Raw genomic sequence first — 17,663 nt, forward strand, 5'->3', positions numbered from 1 at the left:
AGGGGGCGTCGCGGGAGGGCGCCCCCTCTGCCATCTGCTAGCTCGTCACCGTGATGGTGCCGTGCGTCATGAACGCGTGGATCGAGCAGTGGTAGGAAAACGAGCCCGGTTTGGCGGGGGCGGTGATTGTCTTGGTCCCGCCGCCGCTGATGTTGCCGGTGTCGAAGGCGCCGTTGTCAGCGGTGAGGGTGTGCGTGGCGCTGTCCTGGTTCTTGACCGTGATCGTGCTACCCGCCTTCACCGTGGTCGCGAGGGGCTTGAAGGCGAAGTTCTGGATGGTGATCGATGCCGCCGAGGCGCCCCCGCCCGTGGTGGCTGTGGTGCTCGAGGTGGTCGTGGTGGTCGTGCTGCCCGTGGTGCTGGTGCTCGTGCTGCTCGAGCTGCTGCTGCCGCCTCCGCAGGCGGCCAGCCCCGAAGCCAGCCCGATGACGGCCGCGCCCGCCGCGGCCACGCTGGTCAGTCGTCGCATCGTCGCTCCTTTCGTCCCGCCCGGTCGCTACGATCCTCGGCGTTCGTTCTAGACCAGATCGGCCCGGCGCCGTCAAGCCGTTCGGCGGGGTGAGGTCGACGACCAATCCCGCGGTCGTGTCGGGAACCGTGAGCTAAGAGCGAGCCGTCAGGTGCGCATCAGCTGATGCAGGGCCCGATACCCGATCAGCTTTGCTCCCGCCCGCTCCGCCAGGGCCGGCAGCGAGTGGTCGTTGGTGAGCAGGTCGTGGTCGTCGACCCGACCTGACCAATCGGGGCTGTGGGCCCGCAGCTCTCCGGTGTCCACTGCGGGATGGGCGTAGACCTCGGTGACACCCGATGGGAGATCGAGCAGGGCCCGCTCGAGGGCCCGGCGGCTCCCGACCGCGTTGACGACGACGAGGTGGTCCGGGAACACGACTCCCTCCTCGGCCGCCAGCCGTCGGAACGGGAAGCCGATGTGGGCCTCGCTCGACGCCCCCGAGAGCCGGATGGGTAGCGAGAAGTCGACGGCAAGCTCCAGATAGACGTCGAAGAACTCAGGGCGCAGCTGCAGCGTGCCCATGTGCGAGTCGAGGTGGCTGACGTCGAAGCCCCAGTAGATGGCGCGCTCGATCTGGGCCCGGCACTCACGTCGCACCTCGTCCAGGTCGGCGTGGTCCCACACGTCGGTCACCGTTCGCGGGAATCCGCCGTCGCCGTCGAACAGCGACGGGGCATGCGTGATGGGGCCCCAGCGGTAGAGGTCGTGCTCGGCGTTGAGCGTCAGGTGGACGCCCACGTCCTCGCCGCGATAGCGGGCCGCCGCCTCCCGCGCCCACGGGCAGGGCACCATCAAGCTGGCGCTGGTGGCCACGCCGGAGCGAATCGCCTCGTAGACGCCCACATTGGCGGCATGGCTCGACCCGAGGTCGTCACAGTTGATGATCAGCAGCTTGGCGTCGGGCGGATAGCCCAGACGCTCGACCAGCGTGGCCACGAACTTCGAAGGTACCTGGTCCGCCAGGGCGCTGAGTGACCGGCGCCCTCGGCTGGCCCCCCGTTCTGACGAAACGGGGAGCCACCCGAGGCGCCGCTCCCTCTGCCCGCGAAGCGGGCCGCGGCGCCCGGGCAGAAGAAAAGAACTTGCTCGTGCCGGGCGCCCTCGAGTGCGCTGTGGCGCAGACGACTGAACCGCCGAGGTGATCCGGCCGGCGCAGCGGCGGCGATTTCGAAGATCGCCGCCGCTGCGACGGGCCGGGTCGCCCGCGCGGACCGGTCGTCGCGACGCTCAGCTGCGCTCGATGAGGGTGCCCGTGCCGAGGCCGCCGCCGCAGCACATAGTGACCAGCGCCCGGCTGCCGTCGGTCCGCTCCAGGTGGTGCAGGGCGGTCGTGATGAGCCGGGCACCGGTGGCCCCGACGGGATGGCCCAGGGCGATGGCGCCACCGCCGGGGTTCACCCGCTCCATGTCGGGGTGCAGCTCGCGCTCCCACGCCAGCACGACCGAGGCGAACGCCTCGTTGATCTCCACCACGTCGATGTCGCCGAGCGAGAGGGCGGACCGGTCGAGGATGCGCTGGGTGGCGTCGATGGGGCCGGTGAGCATGAGGACCGGGTCGACGCCCACCAGGCACTGGTGGGTGATCCGGGCTCGGGTGGAGAGGCCCAGGGCGGCCGCCTTGGCAGGGGACGCCAGCAGCACGGCAGCGGCTCCGTCGGAGATCTGGGAGGACGTGCCGGCGGTGTGGATGCCGTCCTCCCGGGCCACCGGCTTGAGGGTGGCCAACTTCTCGACCGACGTCTCCCGGGGGCCCTCGTCGGCGGCGACGAGATGGGTCGACCCCGTGGGCTTGCCCTCCTCGTCGACGTCGGGAGCGTGGATGGCGAAGCTCTCGGCCTCGAACCAGCCCTCGTCGCGGGCCCGACCGGCGCGCACCTGCGAGGTCGCGCCGAACCGATCGGCGTCCGATCGGGTCACACCCCACTTGTCGGCGATCCGCTCGGCCCCCTCGAACTGGGACGCGAACTCGTAGCGGGCGAAGTAGGACTTGGGGATGGCCCGCCCGGGACCGGCCTTGGTGTTGGCCCCGAGGGGCACCCGGCTCATCGACTCCACGCCGCAGGCGAGCACGAGGTCGGCCGCGCCGGACGCGATGAGACCGGCGGCCAGGTTCGTGGCTTGTTGCGACGAGCCGCACTGACTGTCGACGGTCGTGGCGGCAACGGTCAGCGGCAACCCGGCGGCCAGCCACGCCGTGCGGGCGATGTTGTAGGACTGCTCGCCCACCGCCGTCACGCAGCCGGCCACCACCTGGTCGACCTCGGCGGGGTCGATGCCGGCCCGGCTCACCGCCTCGGCCTGGACCGCCCCGAGAAGGTCAGCGGGGTGCAGCGTCGACAGGCCGCCACCACGACGACCGATCGGGCTGCGGACGGCTTCGGTGATCACGACATCGGCCATGGGCGCAGCCTATCGGCGGCCGGGTCGCGGGCCCGATGGGCCCCTCGGCGGGCCGACGGGCCGGGTCGTCCCCCGTTCGCGGGCCCGATCGGGCGGCGCTCGGGTCCGCTCAGGCCGCCTGGCGCCGCCGTGCTTCGCGCAGGGCGGCCCGCGCCGCGGCCACGCCCTCCCGCCCCAACTGCCGGGTGCGCTCGTCGAGGCGCCAATCGGACTCGGTGTCCTCGAGGAGGACGAGCTGTCGTGCCATGCGGCCATGGTGGCGTGAGGGTGTAACACTCAGTCCCATGGCCCGTTACGGAATGACCATCCCCTTCGACGGTCTGCCGCTCCACGAGCAGCGTTCGTGGATCGAGGAGCTGGCCGACCTCGGCTACACCGACGCCTGGTCCAGCGAGGCCGGCGGCACCGACGCCTTCACGCCCCTCGCCCTCACTGCGGCGTGGGCGCCCTCCCTGCGCCTGGGAACCGCCATCGTCCCCGCCTTCACGAGAGGACCGGGGCTCATGGCCATGAGCGTGGCCACCATGGCCGAGGCCGCGCCCGGCCGTTTCGTCCTGGGCATCGGCACGTCCTCGGACGTGATCGTGGAGGCCTGGAACGACATCCCCTTCAAGGAGCCCTACAAGCGGACCCGGGACATGGTCCGCTTCCTCCGCCTGGCGTTGACGGGCGAGAAGGTCAACCGCGAGTTCGACACCTTCCGGGTGCGCGGGTTCCGCCTGGGGCGGCGCATCCCCGAGCCGCCGCCCATCCTGGTCGCGGCCCTCCGCCCGGGGATGCTGCGACTGGCCGGGCGGGAAGGCGACGGCGCCATCATCAACTGGCTGTCGGCCGATGACGTCGCCCGAGTGGTGCCCGAGGTGGGGCCGGGCAAGGAGATCGTCGCCCGCATCTTCGTGTGCCCCTCGGAGGACGCGGACACGGTCCGCTCGATGGGCCGGTTCGCCCTGGCGGCCTATCTCAACGTCGGGGTCTACGCCGCCTTCCACCAGTGGCTGGGCCGGGGGCCGCAGCTCGAGCCCATGTGGAAGGCGTGGCAGGCCGGAGACCGCAAGGCGGCCACGGCCGCCATCCCCGACGAGGTGGTCGACGACCTCATCGTCCACGGCTCTCCCGAGGCCTGCCGGGCCCACATCGAGCGCTACGTCGCCAACGGCGTCACCACCACGGCGCTGGCGATCCTCCCCTTCGGCGTCGACACCCGCCAGGCCGTGCGGGACCTCTCACCGTCGCCAGGGTGAGGGACCGGTAGCACCCGGCACCCGCGGCGCACGGCTGATTCCGGGGTGGGACACTGTGGACATGAGTGCGCCTGTTCTTGCCGACACCAATGTGGCTGGGATCGTTGGCGGCTCCGTGGCTGGCGTCATCGTCCTCGCCCTGTTCCTCCTGTCCATCTCGGTCAAGGTGGTGACCGAGTACGAGCGGGCGGTGTTCTTTCGCTTCGGTCGCATCAGACACGCGGCCAAGGGCCCAGGGATCATCACGCGGATCCCGGGAGTGGACCGGGTGGTGAAGGTGAACCTCCGGGTCGAGGTCATCGACATCCCGCCCCAGTCGGTCATCACCGCCGACAACGTCACCGTCCAGGTCGACGCCGTGGCCTACTTCCAGGTCATAGACCCGGTGAAGGCAATCATCGGAGTCGACAGCTTTCGCTTCGCCAGTCAGCGGGTCGCCATGACCAGCCTGCGGTCGATCATCGGTCGCCATCACATGGACGACCTGCTGGCCCACCGGGAGCAGGTCAACGACGAGCTCCGGGCCACCATCGCCGCGTCCACCAGTGGCTGGGGTGTCGAGGTGCGCCAGGTTCAGGTGCGCGACATCACCCTTCCCCAGGAGCTGCTGCGAGCGATGGCCCGCCAGGCCGAGGCCGAGCGCGAGCGACGGGCCAAGGTCATCGCCGCCACGGGGGAGCTCGAAGCCAGCCGCGAGCTGTCCGAGGCGGCGGACCGCATGGCCGAGAGCCCCGGCGCCCTTCAGCTCCGCACCCTGCAGACGCTCGCCGAGGTGGCGACCGAGCGGAACTCGACCCTCGTGTTCCCCATCCCGGTCGAGATGCTGACTGCGTTCCGCGACCTCGGCAAGCGCTGAGCGACACCGCTCGCCGGACGGGCACGACCACCAGACCGATCGCAACGCTTAATGTCGCCGATGTGCCCCTGGCCTCGCTGCGCCCGCTGCGTCACCGGGACTTCGCCCTCGTCTGGTCGGCGGCGCTGGTGTCGAACGTGGGGTCGTGGATGCAGACGGTGGCCGTGGGGGTGCTGGTGACCGTCCACACCGGGCAGGCCCGGTGGACCGGCCTGGTGGCCGCGGCCGCCTTCCTCCCCATGGGGTTGCTGTCCCCGGTGGGCGGGGCCATGGCCGACCGCCACGACCGGCGCCGCTGGCTGCTGCTCACCACGGTGGGTGAGACCGTCTTCGCCGGGATCCTCACCGCTCTCGCCGCCACCGGGAACGCCAGCCCGGTGTGGGTGACCCTGGTCGTGCTCGGTGGGGGCGCCATGACGGCCATCGGCTTGCCCGCCTACCAGGCCATGCTCCCCGACCTCGTGGGACCCGACGACCTGCTGGGGGCCATCTCGCTGTCGTCGGCCCAGTGGAACCTGGGGCGGGTGATCGGACCCGCGCTGGCGGGCGTCGTCATCGCCGTGGGCTCCTACACCTGGGCCTTCGGCGTCAACGCGGCGTCGTTCGGAGCGGTGATGATCGCCCTGCTCCTGGTGCGCTTTCGCCCCGTTGCCCGGCCGCGGGAGCAAGGTCACCTGCTGGCCCGGATCGCCAGCGGGGCCCGCGCCGCGGCGGCCGAGCCGGGTTGTCGCGCCGCGATCATCCTCATCGCGGTCGTCGGCTTCCTCGCCTCCCCGTTCATCGCGCTCGTCCCGGCGGTGGCGATCAAGCTCTTCCATCACCAGGCGAGCGGCACCGCAGTGCTGGTCACCGCCCAGGGGATCGGCGCCGTCATCGGCGCCCTGGCCCTGACGCCGGTGGCCGGGCGCTTGGGGCGCCGGCGGCTGCTCATCGGCGACCTCGCCCTCCTGCCCGTCCTCCTCGTCCTCTACGGGTTGGCGCCCACCCTGGCGCTGGCGGCGGTCGCCCTCCTGGCGGTGGGGGCCGCCTACATCGGGGTGCTTGCCGGCCTCAACACCGTGGTGCAGCTGCGAGCGCCGGAGGCCCTCCGGGGCCGGATACTCAGCCTCTACATGCTGGCCTTGGGCGTCATCTATCCCATCGGCGCCATCATCCAGGGCGCGGTCGCCGACCGTGTCGGCCTGCGGACGGTCGTTGTCGGCACCGCGCTCCTCCTGCTCGCCGTCCTCGTCGGCTTCTACGTCCGTCGTCCACACCTGGTGGAGTCGCTCGACGACCCCCGACGGGCCCGGGCGGCGCTGGACGCGGTGGCGTCCAGGGCGGCCTAGGCCGATCATGGGACCGATCGAGGCCCTCGAGCGGATCGCCTTCCTGCTGGAACGGCAAGGCGAGCGCGCCTATCGGGTGCGCGCCTTCCGGACGGCGGCGGCGACGTTGGCGGCCATCACTCCCGAGGAGATCGCCGAGCGCGATCGGACGGGGCGCCTGCAGGAGCTGCCTGGTGTCGGCGACACGACGGCGCGTGTGGTGCACGAGGCCCTGGGCGGGGAGGTGCCGAGCTACCTGGCCCGTCTGGAGGCGGCGCCCGCGCCCGATCCCGGCGAGGGGGCGGGGATCCGGTCCCGGCTGCGGGGCGACTGCCACACGCACTCGGACTGGTCCGACGGCGGGAGCCCCATCGCGACCATGGCTCGCACCGCGGCCAGCTTGGGCCACGACTACGTCGTGCTCACCGATCACTCGCCCTCGCTCACGGTGGCCAACGGCCTGTCGGCGGAGCGTCTCGAGCGCCAGCTGGAGGTGGTCGCGGAGCTCAACGCCGAGCTGGCCCCATTTCGCATCCTGACCGGTGTCGAGGTGGACATCCTCGAAGACGGCTCGCTCGATCAGGACGAGACCCTGCTCGCCCGCCTCGACGTGGTCGTGGCGAGCGTCCACTCCAAGCTGCGGATGGACGGTGCGGCCATGACGCGCCGCATGGTGGCCGCGCTGCGCAGTCCCCACGTGGACGTGCTCGGGCACTGCACGGGGCGGATGGTCGTCGGTCGCGGGCGGCCGGAGTCGAGCTTCGACGCCGAGGAGGTGTTCGGTGCGGCAGCCTCCTTCGACAAGGCCGTGGAGATCAACTGCCGTCCCGAGCGCCTCGACCCTCCCAAACGCCTGCTTCGCCAGGTGGTCGACACCGGCTGCAAGGTGTCGATCGACAGTGACGCCCACGCACCGGGCCAGCTGGAGTGGCAGCCATTCGGCTGCGCGCGGGCGGCGGACTGCGGGGTGCAGGTCGAATCGATCGTCAACAGCTGGCCCACCGAGCGTCTGCTGGAGTGGGCGGCGTCACACGACTGAGCGCCGCTCACCCGCCGGGGCGGACGACGACGTAGCGGAGGAACAGCATTCCCTCGGCGGCGAGCACGTGGACCAGCTCGAGGCGCACCGGGGCGTCCAAGGGAGGACCGCTGATGATGCGCAGGCGCTCGGGTCCGGCGATCGCCGGGGACAGGCTGAGGCAGAGCTCGTCGAGGCGGCCAGCGGCGACGAGCTGGTCCAGCATGTGCGGTCCTCCTTCGCACAGCACACGCGTGAGACCGCGTTCGACGAGTGCCTCCAGCGCCGTGTCCAGGTTCACCTCGGTGTCGCCGCAGACGACCACATCGGCCACCTCGGCCGCCCGGCGGCGGCGCTCGGTGGGGGCGGCGTCGGTCGTGAGGATCACCGGGCGGGCGGTGGCCTCGGTGAGGAAGGCGCTCTCCATGTCGAGGTCGATCCGAGAAGTGACCACAGCGATGGGTGGCACGGCGGCGAGGCCGTGCTCCTGTCGCCAGGCGCGACGCTCGGCGCTCGGTCGGGCGGGTCCGTAGCGCTCGTGGCGCACCGTCCCGGCTCCGACCAGCACGACGTCGCACAGGCCTCGCAGCACCGAGAAGAGGCGGTGGTCGGCGTCCGAGGACAGGCCGCCGGACCGGCCCCCCACCTCGGCGGCGCCGTCGACGCTGGACACGAAGTTGGCCCGCACGTGGAGCCGGCCGGGGCCCGGGAGGGCGTAGGCCTCATCCAGGTCGACCTCGCCAGCCGGGTCGGGCACCAATCGGCGCACGATGCGCGGGCTTCCTCAGCCGATCTGGGGGAGGTGCTGCTCGAGCTCGAGGACCGGCGCGAACAGGTCACCCGACCGCTCCAGCCGCTCCAGCACCTCATCGGCCTCGAAACGGAGCCGCGTCGCGCCGTCCGCCTCCCGCCCCCTCTCGACCTCCTCCCACGAGATCGGTGTGGAGACGGTGGGGTGTGGCCGCGCCCGCAGGGAGTAGACGCAGATCGTGGTCTTCGTGATGTGGTTCTGGCTCCAGTCGATGAGCACCTTGCCCCGCCGCAGGCTCTTGTCCATCTTCTCGAGGGCGTGCTCGGGGTGGTGCTTCTCCAGGAGGCGGGCGATGGCGTGGGCGAAGGGCTTTGTGTCGTCGTAGGTGTGCGGGGTGTTGAGGGGAACGTAGACCTGGAGGCCCTTGGACCCGGAGGTCTTCGGGAACGAGGCCAGGCCCAGGTCGTCCAGGACCTTCCGCAGCCAGCACGCCACCTGGGCGCAGGTCGTCACGTCGGCCGGCGGCCCCGGGTCGAGATCGAAGACGACCATGGTGGGCCTGTTCACAGCGTCACGCGACGATTCACTGTCGTCGCCGTCGGCCCGGGCCAGCAGCGGGTGGAGCTCGATCGCAGCCAGGTTGGCCAACCAGGCCAAGGTGGGCAGGTCATCCGCCGTGCAGTAGTTGACGGCCTTGCCCTTGGTTCGCTCACTCGGGATCTCGACCGTCCGGACCCAGTCGGGCCGGTGCGACGGGCACTGCTTCTCGTAGAAGAAGCCTGCGTCCACTCCGTTGGGGTAGCGCTTCAAGGTGAGGGGTCGGCGGTGGAGATGCGGCAGCAGGGCCGACGAGACGCGCACGTAGTAATCGATCACCTGGCCCTTGGTGAACCCCGACTCGGGGTAGAGGACCTTGTCGAGGTTCGACAGCTTGAGCTGGCGCCCTTCGAGCTCGACCTCCACGTTGGCTGACTTGGATGCCATCGAGGGCATGATGGCAACATCCGAGGCGCCGCGTCGCCCCGGGGAGGCGGGCCCCGGGGGCCTGGCTGGCCCGGGAGGGTGGCCATCGGCAGCGCCCTTGAGGTGGAGATGAGCGACAAGCTCGACAACTACAAGGCCAAGCGGGACTTCTCGGCCACGCCCGAGCCCGATGCCGAGGTCGGCCCGGCTCCCGAGGGCCCGGCTCGCGAGGGCCGTCCTGAGGACACAGCTCCCGGCGCCGGGGAGGCACCGCGCTTCGTGATCCAGGAGCACCATGCCCGACGGCTCCACTGGGACCTGCGGCTCGAGCGCGACGGTGTCCTCGCCTCGTGGGCGCTCCCAAAGGGCGTGCCCCCCGACCCGAAGGTCAACCACCTCGCCGTTCCGACCGAGGACCATCCGCTCTTGTATCTCGACTTCGCGGGGGACATCCCCACCGGAAGCTACGGCGCCGGCACCATGATGATCTGGGACCGCGGCACCTACGACTGTGAGAAGTGGGACAGCCGCGAGGTGATCGTCACGCTGCACGGGCAGCGCGTCGACGGGCGCTATGCGCTGTTCCGGACGGGAGAGGGCCGGTGGATGATCCACCGGATGGATCCTCCTCAGGATCCCGAGCGCGAGCCCATGCCCGAGCAGCTGGCCCCGATGCTGGCCACCTCGTCGGAGGTCCTGCCGGGTGACGACGGGCGTTGGGGCTACGAGATCAAGTGGGACGGCGTGCGCATGATCGCCTTCGTGGCCGGCGGCACGGTGAAGTTGCAGGGTCGGCGGCTGCTGGACGCGACGGCGCGGTACCCCGAGCTCCGTGGCCTCGGCGACGTCGTCTCGTCGCACGAGGTCGTCCTCGACGGCGAGGTCGTGGCGCTCGACCACGAGGGCCGGCCCGACTTCGGGATGCTCCAGCAGCGGATGAACGTCAGCGAGGGCGCGGCCCTGCGGCGCGTGGCCAGCCAGGTCCCTGTCGTGTACATGCTGTTCGACGTGCTGTACCTCGACGGCCACATGACCATCGGCCTGCCCTACACCGAACGGCGTCGCCTGCTCGAGAGCCTCTCGCTCTCCGGTCCGTCGTGGCAGACCCCGAGCTACCACGTCGGGGACGGGGCGGCGCTGCTCGACGCCACCCGGGCCCGCGGCCTCGAAGGGCTCGTGGCCAAGCGCCTCGACAGCGTCTACCGCCCGGGTCGGCGCAGCACGTCCTGGGTCAAGGTCAAGAACGTCAACCGCCAGGAGCTGGTCGTCGGCGGCTGGCTGCCCGGTCAGGGCCATCGGTCCGGCCGGCTGGGCGCCCTCCTCGTCGGGTACTACCGGGACGGCGAGCTGCGCTACGCCGGCCGGGTGGGGAGCGGCTTCACCGACCAGGAGCTGGACCGGCTCGGTGACCTGCTGGGCCCGCTGGCCCGGGCCACGAGCCCGTTCACCCCGCCGCCCCCGTTGCCGCCCGAGGTGGCCAGGCAGGGTCGGTGGGTCGAGCCCACCCTGGTGGCCGAGGTGGCCTTCAGCGAGTGGACCCACCTCGGCACGCTGCGGGCCCCTCGGTACAAGGGCATGCGCACCGATGTCGACCCTCGCTCGGTCGTGCGGGAGAGCGCGGCGAAGGCCGAGCCCAGCGAGGACGAGGGGTGAGCCGCGAGGCCAAGCTCGGCGAGCACCGTTGGCCGGCCATCGCCACGGTCGCCGGCGCGGTCGGTTTGTACTTCGCCCTCCCCGGCAAGTTCGTGCTCGGCCCGAAGTGGGTCCTGCCCGCCCTAGAGGCAGCCCTGCTGATACCGCTCACGATCGCCAATCCCGTGCGCCTGACGAGAGAGACACGGGTGACCCGCGCCATCTCGGTGGCGCTGATCGCCCTCATCTCGCTGTTCAACGCCTTCTCCACCGGGCTGTTGGTGCACGGCCTGCTCCACGGCATCAAGCTCGGCGGCCGGTCGCTGATCCTGTCGGCGATCGAGATCTGGATCACCAACGTCCTCGTCTTCACCCTGTGGTACTGGGAGCTCGACAGGGGGGGACCGATCGCTCGGGCCTTCGGCGAGCGCCGGCGCCCGGACTTCCTCTTTCCCCAGATGTCGACGCCCGAGCTCGCCCAGGAGGACTGGATGCCGGGCTTCGTCGACTACTTCTACACGTCGTTCACCAACTGCACGGCGTTCAGCCCGACCGACACGATGCCTTTGAGTCCGTGGAGCAAGGTGCTGATGCTCCTGCAGGCCTCCGTGGCGCTGGTGACCGTCGCCGTGGTCGCGGCACGGGCGGTCAACATCCTGACCTGATCACGCGCCAGCGATCAGGCGCTCCTGGAGCCGGCGCATGCCCCGCAGCCAGCGGTCGTAGTCGGTGGCCTTGTGGCGGAAGTACTCGCCCACCTCGGGGTGGGGCAGGATGAGAAAGGTCTCCTCCCGCAGCCCCTCGACCACCGCATCGGCAACGTCGTCGGGCTCGAGCATCTCACCAGACGCCAGCACCACCTGGCCGGCGGGGAACGCCTGGTCGCCACCCTCGGGAGCTGAGGGATCGAGGCCGCCGAGGAGCATCGCCGTCCGCACGCCCTGGGGGCAGAGGCAGGAGACCTTGATCCCTGCGGGGCCGTGGGTGATGGCCAGCCACTCGGCCAGGCCGACGGCCGCGTGCTTGGTCACCGAGTACGGGGCGGCGCCGAGGTTGGTGAGCAGCCCCGCCGCCGAGGCCGTGTTCAGCAGGTAGCCCTCGCCGCGGGCGATCATGCCCGGCAACACGGCCCGGGCGGCGTAGACGTGGGCCATGACGTTGACGTGCCAGATCCTCTCCCACGACTCGTCGGGCACCTCGGCCCCCCCACCAATGGCGATCCCGGCGTTCGAGCAGAAGAGGTCGATGGGACCGAAGGTCTCCTCGGTCCGCTCGACCACGGCGTCGATGTCGGCCTCCCGGGTCACATCAGTCGGGACGGCGAGCGCCCTGGTCGTCGACCCGCGCCCGTCACTGTCGTCGTTGATCTCCGCGGCGACGGCGCGGCCACCGTCGGCGGCGAGGTCGGCCACCACGACGGCCCGAGCCCCTGCGGCGGCGAAGCGCCGGCACAAGGCCCGGCCGATGCCGCTGGCGCCGCCCGTCACCACCACCACCCGGTCGTCGAGCTCCACGATGCCGATCCTACGGGCCGATCCTGGAGCCCGCCGCCGGGTCAGGCGGCAGGTGCCGCCGCCATCACCTCGGCGAGGGACTCGGCGATGCAATGCCGCAGCAGCACGGGGTCATCGATGGCGGCCGAGTCGCTGTTGATACCCATGTCGAGCTGGGAGCGGTACGACAGGACGCTGGCGTTGAAGGCGGTCCCGCCGGTCGGGCCCATGGGATGGTTGGACAGGACGCGGGCTCCGGCCACGAAGAGGTCGACCGGTGACCCCCGCACGTTGGATGCGGCCAGGTCCACCGTCTCCACCTGCTGGCGGACCAGCCGGGTAAGCAGTGGGCCCGGCAGGCCGGTCAGCACGCCGGTCAGGGCGTCGGCCAGGCCCAGGGCACGCTCAGCCTTGACGGTGGCGAGGCGCTCGTGCACGGCGCCGAACCGCTCGACGGGGTCGAGGATGCCGGCTGGCACCAGCACCCGAGCGGGTGTGAAGGCGTTGCCGGCCACGGAGCGATCGTGGCGGGTGCTCACCGGCATCGAGATCCGCAGCTCGTCGGCGTCGACACCGCGTGCCCGGTGGTAGGCGGCGGCGCCGCCCGCGACGCCGGTCACGAACACGTCGTTGACGGTGCCCCCGAGAGTCCCGGCGGTCCGCTTCGCCTCGTCGAGGTCGATGCTCAGGATCTCGAAATGGCGGGCGGTCGACCGCCGCCCGGCCCACAGCGGTGAACGGGCGCCGTCGGTCACCAGCGCCTGACGCACCATCGATCGCGCGCTCTCCATCACGTCCGCCGCCTCGCGACCGAGCGACTGGGGGTGCGACGCGATCTCGAAGGCGCCGCTCCACACGCCGCTGACGGCGTGCGGAACCCGCTCGAGCTGACGGCGCATCTCGGTGACCAGTCGGATCGGTCCGCTCTCGAACCGGGCTGGTTCGGCGCCCCGGCCGTCGCCCTCGGGCTCCGGGTCGGGTGCGTCACGCGAGAGGTCGATGAAGCTGGTCGACAGGCGGACACCCCCCACGCCGTCGGTCACGGCGTGGTGGATCTTGGCCAACAGGGCGGCCCGGCCGCCGGACAGCCCTTCGACGACGGTCATCTTCCACAGAGGCCGACGGGGGTCGAAAGGGTCCTGCAACCACTGGGCGCCGAGGTCGAGGAGCTGGCGGTCGGCCCCTGGCGCGGGGAGCGCGAGGCGACGCACGTGATAGTCGAGGTCGAAGTCGGGGTCGTCGACCCACTCCGGCGGCGCCAGTGGCAGCTGGGCGAGCTCGACCCGCTGGCGAAGGCGGGGCAGCGCCCGAATGGCGTTGGCCATGCGCAGGCGAAAGCGACCGTAGTCGGGGGCCTGGTCGAGCAGCGTCAGGTTTAGGAACGACGAGCGCAGCACCGGGTCCCGCTCGACGGTCAACATCAGGGCCTCGTGCCCGGTGAGCGGCACCGAAGCCGGCTGCGCGTCGTGTGACATCGCCGTCAGGGTAGTGCGTCTCGGCCCTGCGACGTCCGCCCGAGCAGGGGCTCAGCGGGCGATGCTGGTGTGCTTGAACTCGTTGAGCTCCGGTCGGCTCTGGGCCAGGGTGACGACGTGCTCGATGGTCGATCGGGCGAGCTCGGCGTCCCCCTGGGGACGGGTCATGAGCCGGACGAACACGGCCTGACCGTCGACCATGAAGGTCGGCACGCCGAAGGCCCGGTGCTCGTTGACCGAGCTCTCGTGGGCCTTGCGGAACGTCTCGAGCGGCCATCCGTCGGCAATCTCGGCCATGACCTGATCGGGATCCACGCCGTGGTCGGCCAGCACCCGACGCACGTCGGCCTCCTCGCGGAGATCCTTGCTCTCGTCGTGGCGGGCCCGGAACAGGCCCAGGTGCACGCCGTAGAACGCCTCCGGGTAGCGGTCACGCACCACGATGCCCGCCTGCATGGCGAGCAGGTGGGGAGCCTTCTCAGGGTCGTCCCAAACCGCGGGCCGACCCTCTTCGACGTGGGCCTGGATGAGAGAGAACGGAACGAAGCCGACCTCCCAGTCGGCGCCGCCGGCGAGGGCCGCCACCACGTGCTCGTGGGCGTTGCGGGCGAAGGGACAGAGATAGTCCCAGTTGACGTCGAACGACAGTCTGCTCATGAACATGTCAACGCGGCCGGCTCGGGTGAGATTCCGCGCTCAACCCTCCGAGCGGACGAGGTGCCGGCCCAGGCGCCCGAGCAGGGCGCCGATCGCCGCCCCGGCCAGCACGTCGGACGCGTGATGGATGCGGACGTAGATCCTGCTCGAGGCCACTACCACGGCGAGGCCGTAGTAGAGCGGCCACAGCCGGTCGCCGTCGGACAACAGCCCGGCGGCGCAGAAGGCCGAGGTGGCGTGGCCGCTCGGGAAGCTGCTGGTCACGGGCTGGCGCAGCGGCAGGGGACGGGAGTCCGACGACGGAGGCCGCCGGCGCCGAACGAGCGACTTGATGCCGACGTTGACCAACAGCGACTCGGCCCCGAGGGCGACTGTCATCCGCACCGCGGACGACAGTCGGCGCTGGGAACCCAGGGCCCGTGCGGCCCCGACGATCACCCAGATCAGGCTGTGGTCGCCCACCGCCGAGGCTCCGTACATCACCCGGTCGGCGAGGCGGTTGCCCCGGAGGCGGTCGAACGCCGCGTCGACGCGGTCGTCGAAGGCGGCGACGCTCTCGCGGATCATCGCCACGCTCCCAGCCCGCCCGTCCCGGCCTGGCGGCCGACCCGCATTGTCGCGGACCACCTCAGACCAACGTCGGTTGGCCCCGCACCTCCACGGCGCGTGCCGGGTCACCGCCGAATGCAGGGCAGTACTCCTGCCAGTTGCAGTACTCGCACAGCGCGGACGGCTTGGGCCGAAAGTCCTCGAGCGCGCACGCCCGCTCGATCGCCGACCAGATCGCCGAGGTCCGGCGGCGCAGCCCCTGCATCGACTGGTCGGACGGGATGGTCGAGATGCTCAGCGGCTCGCGCAGGTAGAGCAGCTGCACCCGAGCGGGCCGCTCGCCGAGGACCTGCTCGCACAGGAAGGCGTAGAAGTGGACGCCCGCCAGGCGGAGCTGCTCCTGGGCCTGACCCGGGACCCGACCAGTCTTGTAGTCCGTGACCACGAGGCGCCCGTCCCGATCGATGTCCAGGCGGTCGATGACGCCCCGAAGGCGCAGGTCACCCAGGTCTGCCTCGAGGGCCAGCTCGACCCCCACCGCGGTCACCAGATCCGGGTCCTCGAGCTCGAAGTAGCCCCGGACCAGCCGCTCGGTGTCGGCCCGGAGCTCGTCGGTCTCGGTCGGCGTGAGCGCCAGGGCAGCGAGATCGGGCTCCTCCCGGGCAGAGCCCCAGGCCTGGTCGAGGTGCTCCAGTCCCGCCGCGAGGGTGCGCTGCCCGGCCGGCACCAGCCAGAAGAGCTGCTCCAAGGCATGGTGGACGAGGTTGCCCTTGACCGTCCATGGAGAGGGGGGCTCAGGCAGGCGATCGATCGCCGAGAAGCGGAAGGCCAGCGCGCAGTCCTTGAACGACGACACCTTGGAGGGGGACAGCGCGCTGGGTAGGGGCAGGGACATCGCCCACAGGCTAGAGGCGGGGTGTATCACCACGGGCGGATGGCCTCAATCGGGGCTCTCGCCGGCGAACGCCGATCGGACCGAGCGGGCCAGGAGGGCGGGGTCCTCGAGTGGTCCGAAGTGGCCGACACCGGGCACGACCTCGCCGCGGGCCCGAGGGAGGCGATCGACCACGGCCTCGACCAGCGCCGCTCCGAAGGTGTCGGACGTGGCGCCGCAGGCGACCGTCACCGGGCACCTGACCTCGGGCAGGTGGTCGTAGGCGTCGTGGCCCAAGCTCTGCTCGTAGACGAGGGCTTCCGTCTCGCCCCGGCACTTGAGCCGGACGCGACCGTCGTCCAGGTCGGCGAAGCCGTGATCGACGTAGGCGTGCAGCGCCTCAGGAGCCAGCCGGTCGAACGGAGGCTTGGAGGCGTAGTTGTCGAAGGCCTCCTGGCGGGAGTCGAAGATCTCCCGCCGGCGCCGGGCCGACTCCGAGAGCGGGTTGTCGCCCGATCCCGTGGGGAAGGGTCCGGTCGGCGGGAACACGATGGGCTCGAAGAGGTAGAGCGCCCGGAAGGTTCCCGGGCGGGCCTGCTCGGCCAGCAGCAGGCCGGCACCGCCGCCCGAATGGCCGACCGCGAACGGTCGCGCCAGCCCCAGGCCGTCGACGGTGGCGAGGACGTCACGGGCGAAGCCGCGCCAGTCGAAGTCCATCTGCGGGGGCAACCCGGAGTCGCCGTGGCCCCGCTCGTCGAGGGCGACGCTGTGAAATTGCCCACTCAGGAGGCGGGCGAGCGGGGCGAAGACGAGGCCGTGGAACCCGGTGGCATGGGCGAACAGGAGCGGCGGCCCGTCTCCCCCGAGGTCGTGGACGGCGATCTCGACGCCGTCGCTTGTCGTCACGGCGGGCGAGGACACCGACGTGACCATAGTGGGGGCCGTGTTGGGGACACTAACCTCGGCCGGTGCACGCCCGCCGGCGCATCCCCGATCTGCGGGACTGGGGTGTCGAGCCCGCATACAGGGGCGACGATGGCCGGTGGCACGAGGCGCCGCCATCGACCATCGAGGCGATCGCCGCCGCCTTCGGCGCTGATGGCGCGCGGCGCGCTGGCCGGCACGGTCCACCACCTGTGCGGGTCGTTGGCGACGACGACGCCGTGTCGCTGCCTGGAGCGTGGGAGCTCACGCTCGAAGACGGGACGTCGGTGACGGCCGAGGGTCGGCTGCCGACGGGGGTGCCGCGTGGCTACCACCAGCTGCGGCGTCAGACCGACGGGCAGACGGTGCGCCTGATCGTCAGCCCAGGACGCTGTCGACTGCCGAGGGGCCAGCGGGCCTGGGGCTGGGCGGTGCAGCTTCCCGCCCTGCGGTCGGGACGAAGCTGGGGTGTTGGCGACATCGCCGACTTGCGCAGCATGGCCGAGTGGTCCGCTGGCCAGGGGGGATCGACCGTCCTCGTGAGCCCGCTTCACGCCAGCCGTCCCGGAGTGCCGCAACAGGCGAGTCCCTACTCTCCGAGCAGCCGGTGCTGGCGCAACCCGCTGTACCTGCGGATCGAGGAGGTGCCGGGAGCAGACCGTGCCGAGGTGCATTCGCTCGCAGTTGCGGCGCGGGCCTGGAACGAGCAACGGCTCGTCCAGCGCGACTCGGTCTGGAAGCTCAAGCTCGCCGCCCTCGAGCGGCTGTGGGACCGGTTCGGCGGGGACCCCGATTTCGACCGCTACTGCGACAAAGAGGGCTCGATCCTCAGCCGCTACGCGACTTTCTGCGCCCTCTCGGAGGTGAATGCCGGAGCCTGGCCGCAATGGCCAGCGGACGTACGCCATCCCGAGGGCATGGGCGTGTCGGCCTTCGCGTCCCGACATCGAGGCCGCGTCCGGTTCCACCAGTGGTTGCAGTGGCTGCTCGACCGTCAGCTGGCGAGTGCGGG

Annotated in this window: 20 protein-coding genes; 8 read left to right on the forward strand and 12 right to left on the reverse strand. The window is 71.3% G+C overall.

Features of this window, described 5'->3' with window-relative positions; genetic code table 11:
- Window positions 1-37 precede the first annotated feature (37 nt).
- Window positions 38-283, reverse strand: a complete 246-nt coding sequence (locus VH112_07380) for a cupredoxin domain-containing protein (protein ID HEX4540053.1) — start codon at window positions 281-283, stop codon at window positions 38-40.
- Here VH112_07380 and VH112_07385 point away from each other — a divergent pair.
- The gene (locus VH112_07385) at window positions 219-521 is read left to right on the forward strand and encodes a hypothetical protein (protein ID HEX4540054.1); all 303 of its coding nucleotides are present in this window, start codon (window positions 219-221) and stop codon (window positions 519-521) included. The two genes, VH112_07380 and VH112_07385, sit on opposite strands and share 65 nt — an antisense overlap.
- 95 nt (window positions 522-616) lie before the next feature.
- On the opposite strand, the gene VH112_07390 is transcribed toward VH112_07385, so the two are convergent.
- From VH112_07390 to VH112_07400, 3 genes are all read right to left on the reverse strand, one after another.
- Complete coding sequence (locus tag VH112_07390; GenBank protein HEX4540055.1) at window positions 617-1,447, reverse strand: polysaccharide deacetylase family protein; 831 nt, start codon at window positions 1,445-1,447, stop codon at window positions 617-619.
- Between the two features lie 291 nt (window positions 1,448-1,738).
- On the reverse strand, window positions 1,739-2,911 hold the full coding sequence (locus tag VH112_07395; protein HEX4540056.1) for a steroid 3-ketoacyl-CoA thiolase: 1,173 nt from the start codon (window positions 2,909-2,911) through the stop codon (window positions 1,739-1,741).
- 109 nt (window positions 2,912-3,020) lie between these two features.
- Window positions 3,021-3,158 carry a hypothetical protein gene (locus tag VH112_07400; protein HEX4540057.1) on the reverse strand — a complete coding sequence of 46 codons (138 nt, stop codon included), beginning with the start codon at window positions 3,156-3,158 and terminating at the stop codon, window positions 3,021-3,023.
- Between the two features lie 37 nt (window positions 3,159-3,195).
- Here VH112_07400 and VH112_07405 point away from each other — a divergent pair, with 37 nt between their 5' ends.
- From VH112_07405 to VH112_07420, 4 genes are all read left to right on the forward strand, one after another.
- Entirely contained in the window at window positions 3,196-4,152 is a 957-nt protein-coding gene (locus tag VH112_07405; protein HEX4540058.1) for an LLM class F420-dependent oxidoreductase, read from the forward strand.
- Window positions 4,153-4,213: 61 nt separating this feature from the next.
- Window positions 4,214-5,008, forward strand: a complete 795-nt coding sequence (locus tag VH112_07410) for a slipin family protein (GenBank protein HEX4540059.1) — start codon at window positions 4,214-4,216, stop codon at window positions 5,006-5,008.
- 62 nt (window positions 5,009-5,070) lie between these two features.
- Window positions 5,071-6,336, forward strand: coding sequence for an MFS transporter (locus VH112_07415; protein HEX4540060.1), 1,266 nt, complete (start codon window positions 5,071-5,073; stop codon window positions 6,334-6,336).
- A 7-nt stretch (window positions 6,337-6,343) separates the two neighbouring features.
- Window positions 6,344-7,354 carry a PHP domain-containing protein gene (locus VH112_07420; protein HEX4540061.1) on the forward strand — a complete coding sequence of 337 codons (1,011 nt, stop codon included), beginning with the start codon at window positions 6,344-6,346 and terminating at the stop codon, window positions 7,352-7,354.
- 7 nt (window positions 7,355-7,361) lie between these two features.
- On the opposite strand, the gene VH112_07425 is transcribed toward VH112_07420, so the two are convergent.
- Together VH112_07425 and ligD (VH112_07430) are read right to left on the reverse strand one after the other, a co-directional pair.
- Window positions 7,362-8,102, reverse strand: a complete 741-nt coding sequence (locus VH112_07425) for a pyrimidine reductase family protein (GenBank protein HEX4540062.1) — start codon at window positions 8,100-8,102, stop codon at window positions 7,362-7,364.
- A 15-nt stretch (window positions 8,103-8,117) separates the two neighbouring features.
- A complete protein-coding gene (ligD, locus tag VH112_07430) occupies window positions 8,118-9,068 on the reverse strand; it encodes a non-homologous end-joining DNA ligase (protein HEX4540063.1) in 951 nt (316 codons plus the stop codon).
- A 108-nt stretch (window positions 9,069-9,176) separates the two neighbouring features.
- On the opposite strand from ligD (VH112_07430), the gene ligD (VH112_07435) reads away from it, so the two are divergent.
- Both ligD (VH112_07435) and VH112_07440 read left to right on the forward strand, forming a co-directional pair.
- Window positions 9,177-10,700 carry a non-homologous end-joining DNA ligase gene (gene ligD / locus VH112_07435; protein ID HEX4540064.1) on the forward strand — a complete coding sequence of 508 codons (1,524 nt, stop codon included), beginning with the start codon at window positions 9,177-9,179 and terminating at the stop codon, window positions 10,698-10,700.
- Window positions 10,697-11,344, forward strand: a complete 648-nt coding sequence (locus tag VH112_07440) for a hypothetical protein (protein HEX4540065.1) — start codon at window positions 10,697-10,699, stop codon at window positions 11,342-11,344. Before ligD (VH112_07435) ends, VH112_07440 begins: the two co-directional genes overlap by 4 nt.
- Here the strand turns inward: VH112_07440 and VH112_07445 are convergent, their stop codons facing one another.
- From VH112_07445 to VH112_07470, 6 genes are all read right to left on the reverse strand, one after another.
- Window positions 11,345-12,193: an SDR family oxidoreductase gene (locus VH112_07445; GenBank protein ID HEX4540066.1), complete on the reverse strand. Its 849-nt coding sequence runs from the start codon at window positions 12,191-12,193 to the stop codon at window positions 11,345-11,347.
- Between the two features lie 41 nt (window positions 12,194-12,234).
- Complete coding sequence (locus tag VH112_07450; GenBank protein ID HEX4540067.1) at window positions 12,235-13,647, reverse strand: wax ester/triacylglycerol synthase domain-containing protein; 1,413 nt, start codon at window positions 13,645-13,647, stop codon at window positions 12,235-12,237.
- Window positions 13,648-13,698: 51 nt separating this feature from the next.
- Complete coding sequence (locus VH112_07455) at window positions 13,699-14,304, reverse strand: DsbA family protein (GenBank protein ID HEX4540068.1); 606 nt, start codon at window positions 14,302-14,304, stop codon at window positions 13,699-13,701.
- Between the two features lie 39 nt (window positions 14,305-14,343).
- A complete protein-coding gene (locus tag VH112_07460; protein ID HEX4540069.1) occupies window positions 14,344-14,871 on the reverse strand; it encodes a phosphatase PAP2 family protein in 528 nt (175 codons plus the stop codon).
- A 61-nt stretch (window positions 14,872-14,932) separates the two neighbouring features.
- The gene (locus VH112_07465; protein ID HEX4540070.1) at window positions 14,933-15,748 is read right to left on the reverse strand and encodes a PD-(D/E)XK nuclease family protein; all 816 of its coding nucleotides are present in this window, start codon (window positions 15,746-15,748) and stop codon (window positions 14,933-14,935) included.
- A gap of 45 nt (window positions 15,749-15,793) precedes the next feature.
- A complete protein-coding gene (locus VH112_07470; GenBank protein ID HEX4540071.1) occupies window positions 15,794-16,648 on the reverse strand; it encodes an alpha/beta hydrolase in 855 nt (284 codons plus the stop codon).
- Between the two features lie 47 nt (window positions 16,649-16,695).
- On the opposite strand from VH112_07470, the gene VH112_07475 reads away from it, so the two are divergent.
- A partial coding sequence (locus VH112_07475) for a 4-alpha-glucanotransferase (GenBank protein ID HEX4540072.1) occupies window positions 16,696-17,663 on the forward strand: 968 nt, incomplete at its 3' end.

It is taken from the genome of Acidimicrobiales bacterium, assembly GCA_036270875.1.
Classification (GTDB): Bacteria; Actinomycetota; Acidimicrobiia; order Acidimicrobiales; family AC-9; genus AC-9.

Excerpts from the sequence above, each read along its gene's own strand:
- VH112_07395 (HEX4540056.1), bottom strand. The coding sequence starts at position 2,911 with ATGGCCGATGTCGTGATCACCGAAGCCGTCCGCAGCCCGATCGGTCGT.
- VH112_07400 (HEX4540057.1), bottom strand. The coding sequence starts at position 3,158 with ATGGCACGACAGCTCGTCCTCCTCGAGGACACCGAGTCCGATTGGCGC.
- VH112_07405 (HEX4540058.1), top strand. The coding sequence starts at position 3,196 with ATGGCCCGTTACGGAATGACCATCCCCTTCGACGGTCTGCCGCTCCAC.
- VH112_07410 (HEX4540059.1), top strand. The coding sequence starts at position 4,214 with ATGAGTGCGCCTGTTCTTGCCGACACCAATGTGGCTGGGATCGTTGGC.
- VH112_07420 (HEX4540061.1), top strand. The coding sequence starts at position 6,344 with ATGGGACCGATCGAGGCCCTCGAGCGGATCGCCTTCCTGCTGGAACGG.
- ligD (HEX4540063.1), bottom strand. The coding sequence starts at position 9,068 with ATGGCATCCAAGTCAGCCAACGTGGAGGTCGAGCTCGAAGGGCGCCAG.
- ligD (HEX4540064.1), top strand. The coding sequence starts at position 9,177 with ATGAGCGACAAGCTCGACAACTACAAGGCCAAGCGGGACTTCTCGGCC.
- VH112_07450 (HEX4540067.1), bottom strand. The coding sequence starts at position 13,647 with ATGTCACACGACGCGCAGCCGGCTTCGGTGCCGCTCACCGGGCACGAG.
- VH112_07455 (HEX4540068.1), bottom strand. The coding sequence starts at position 14,304 with ATGAGCAGACTGTCGTTCGACGTCAACTGGGACTATCTCTGTCCCTTC.
- VH112_07460 (HEX4540069.1), bottom strand. The coding sequence starts at position 14,871 with ATGATCCGCGAGAGCGTCGCCGCCTTCGACGACCGCGTCGACGCGGCG.
- VH112_07465 (HEX4540070.1), bottom strand. The coding sequence starts at position 15,748 with ATGTCCCTGCCCCTACCCAGCGCGCTGTCCCCCTCCAAGGTGTCGTCG.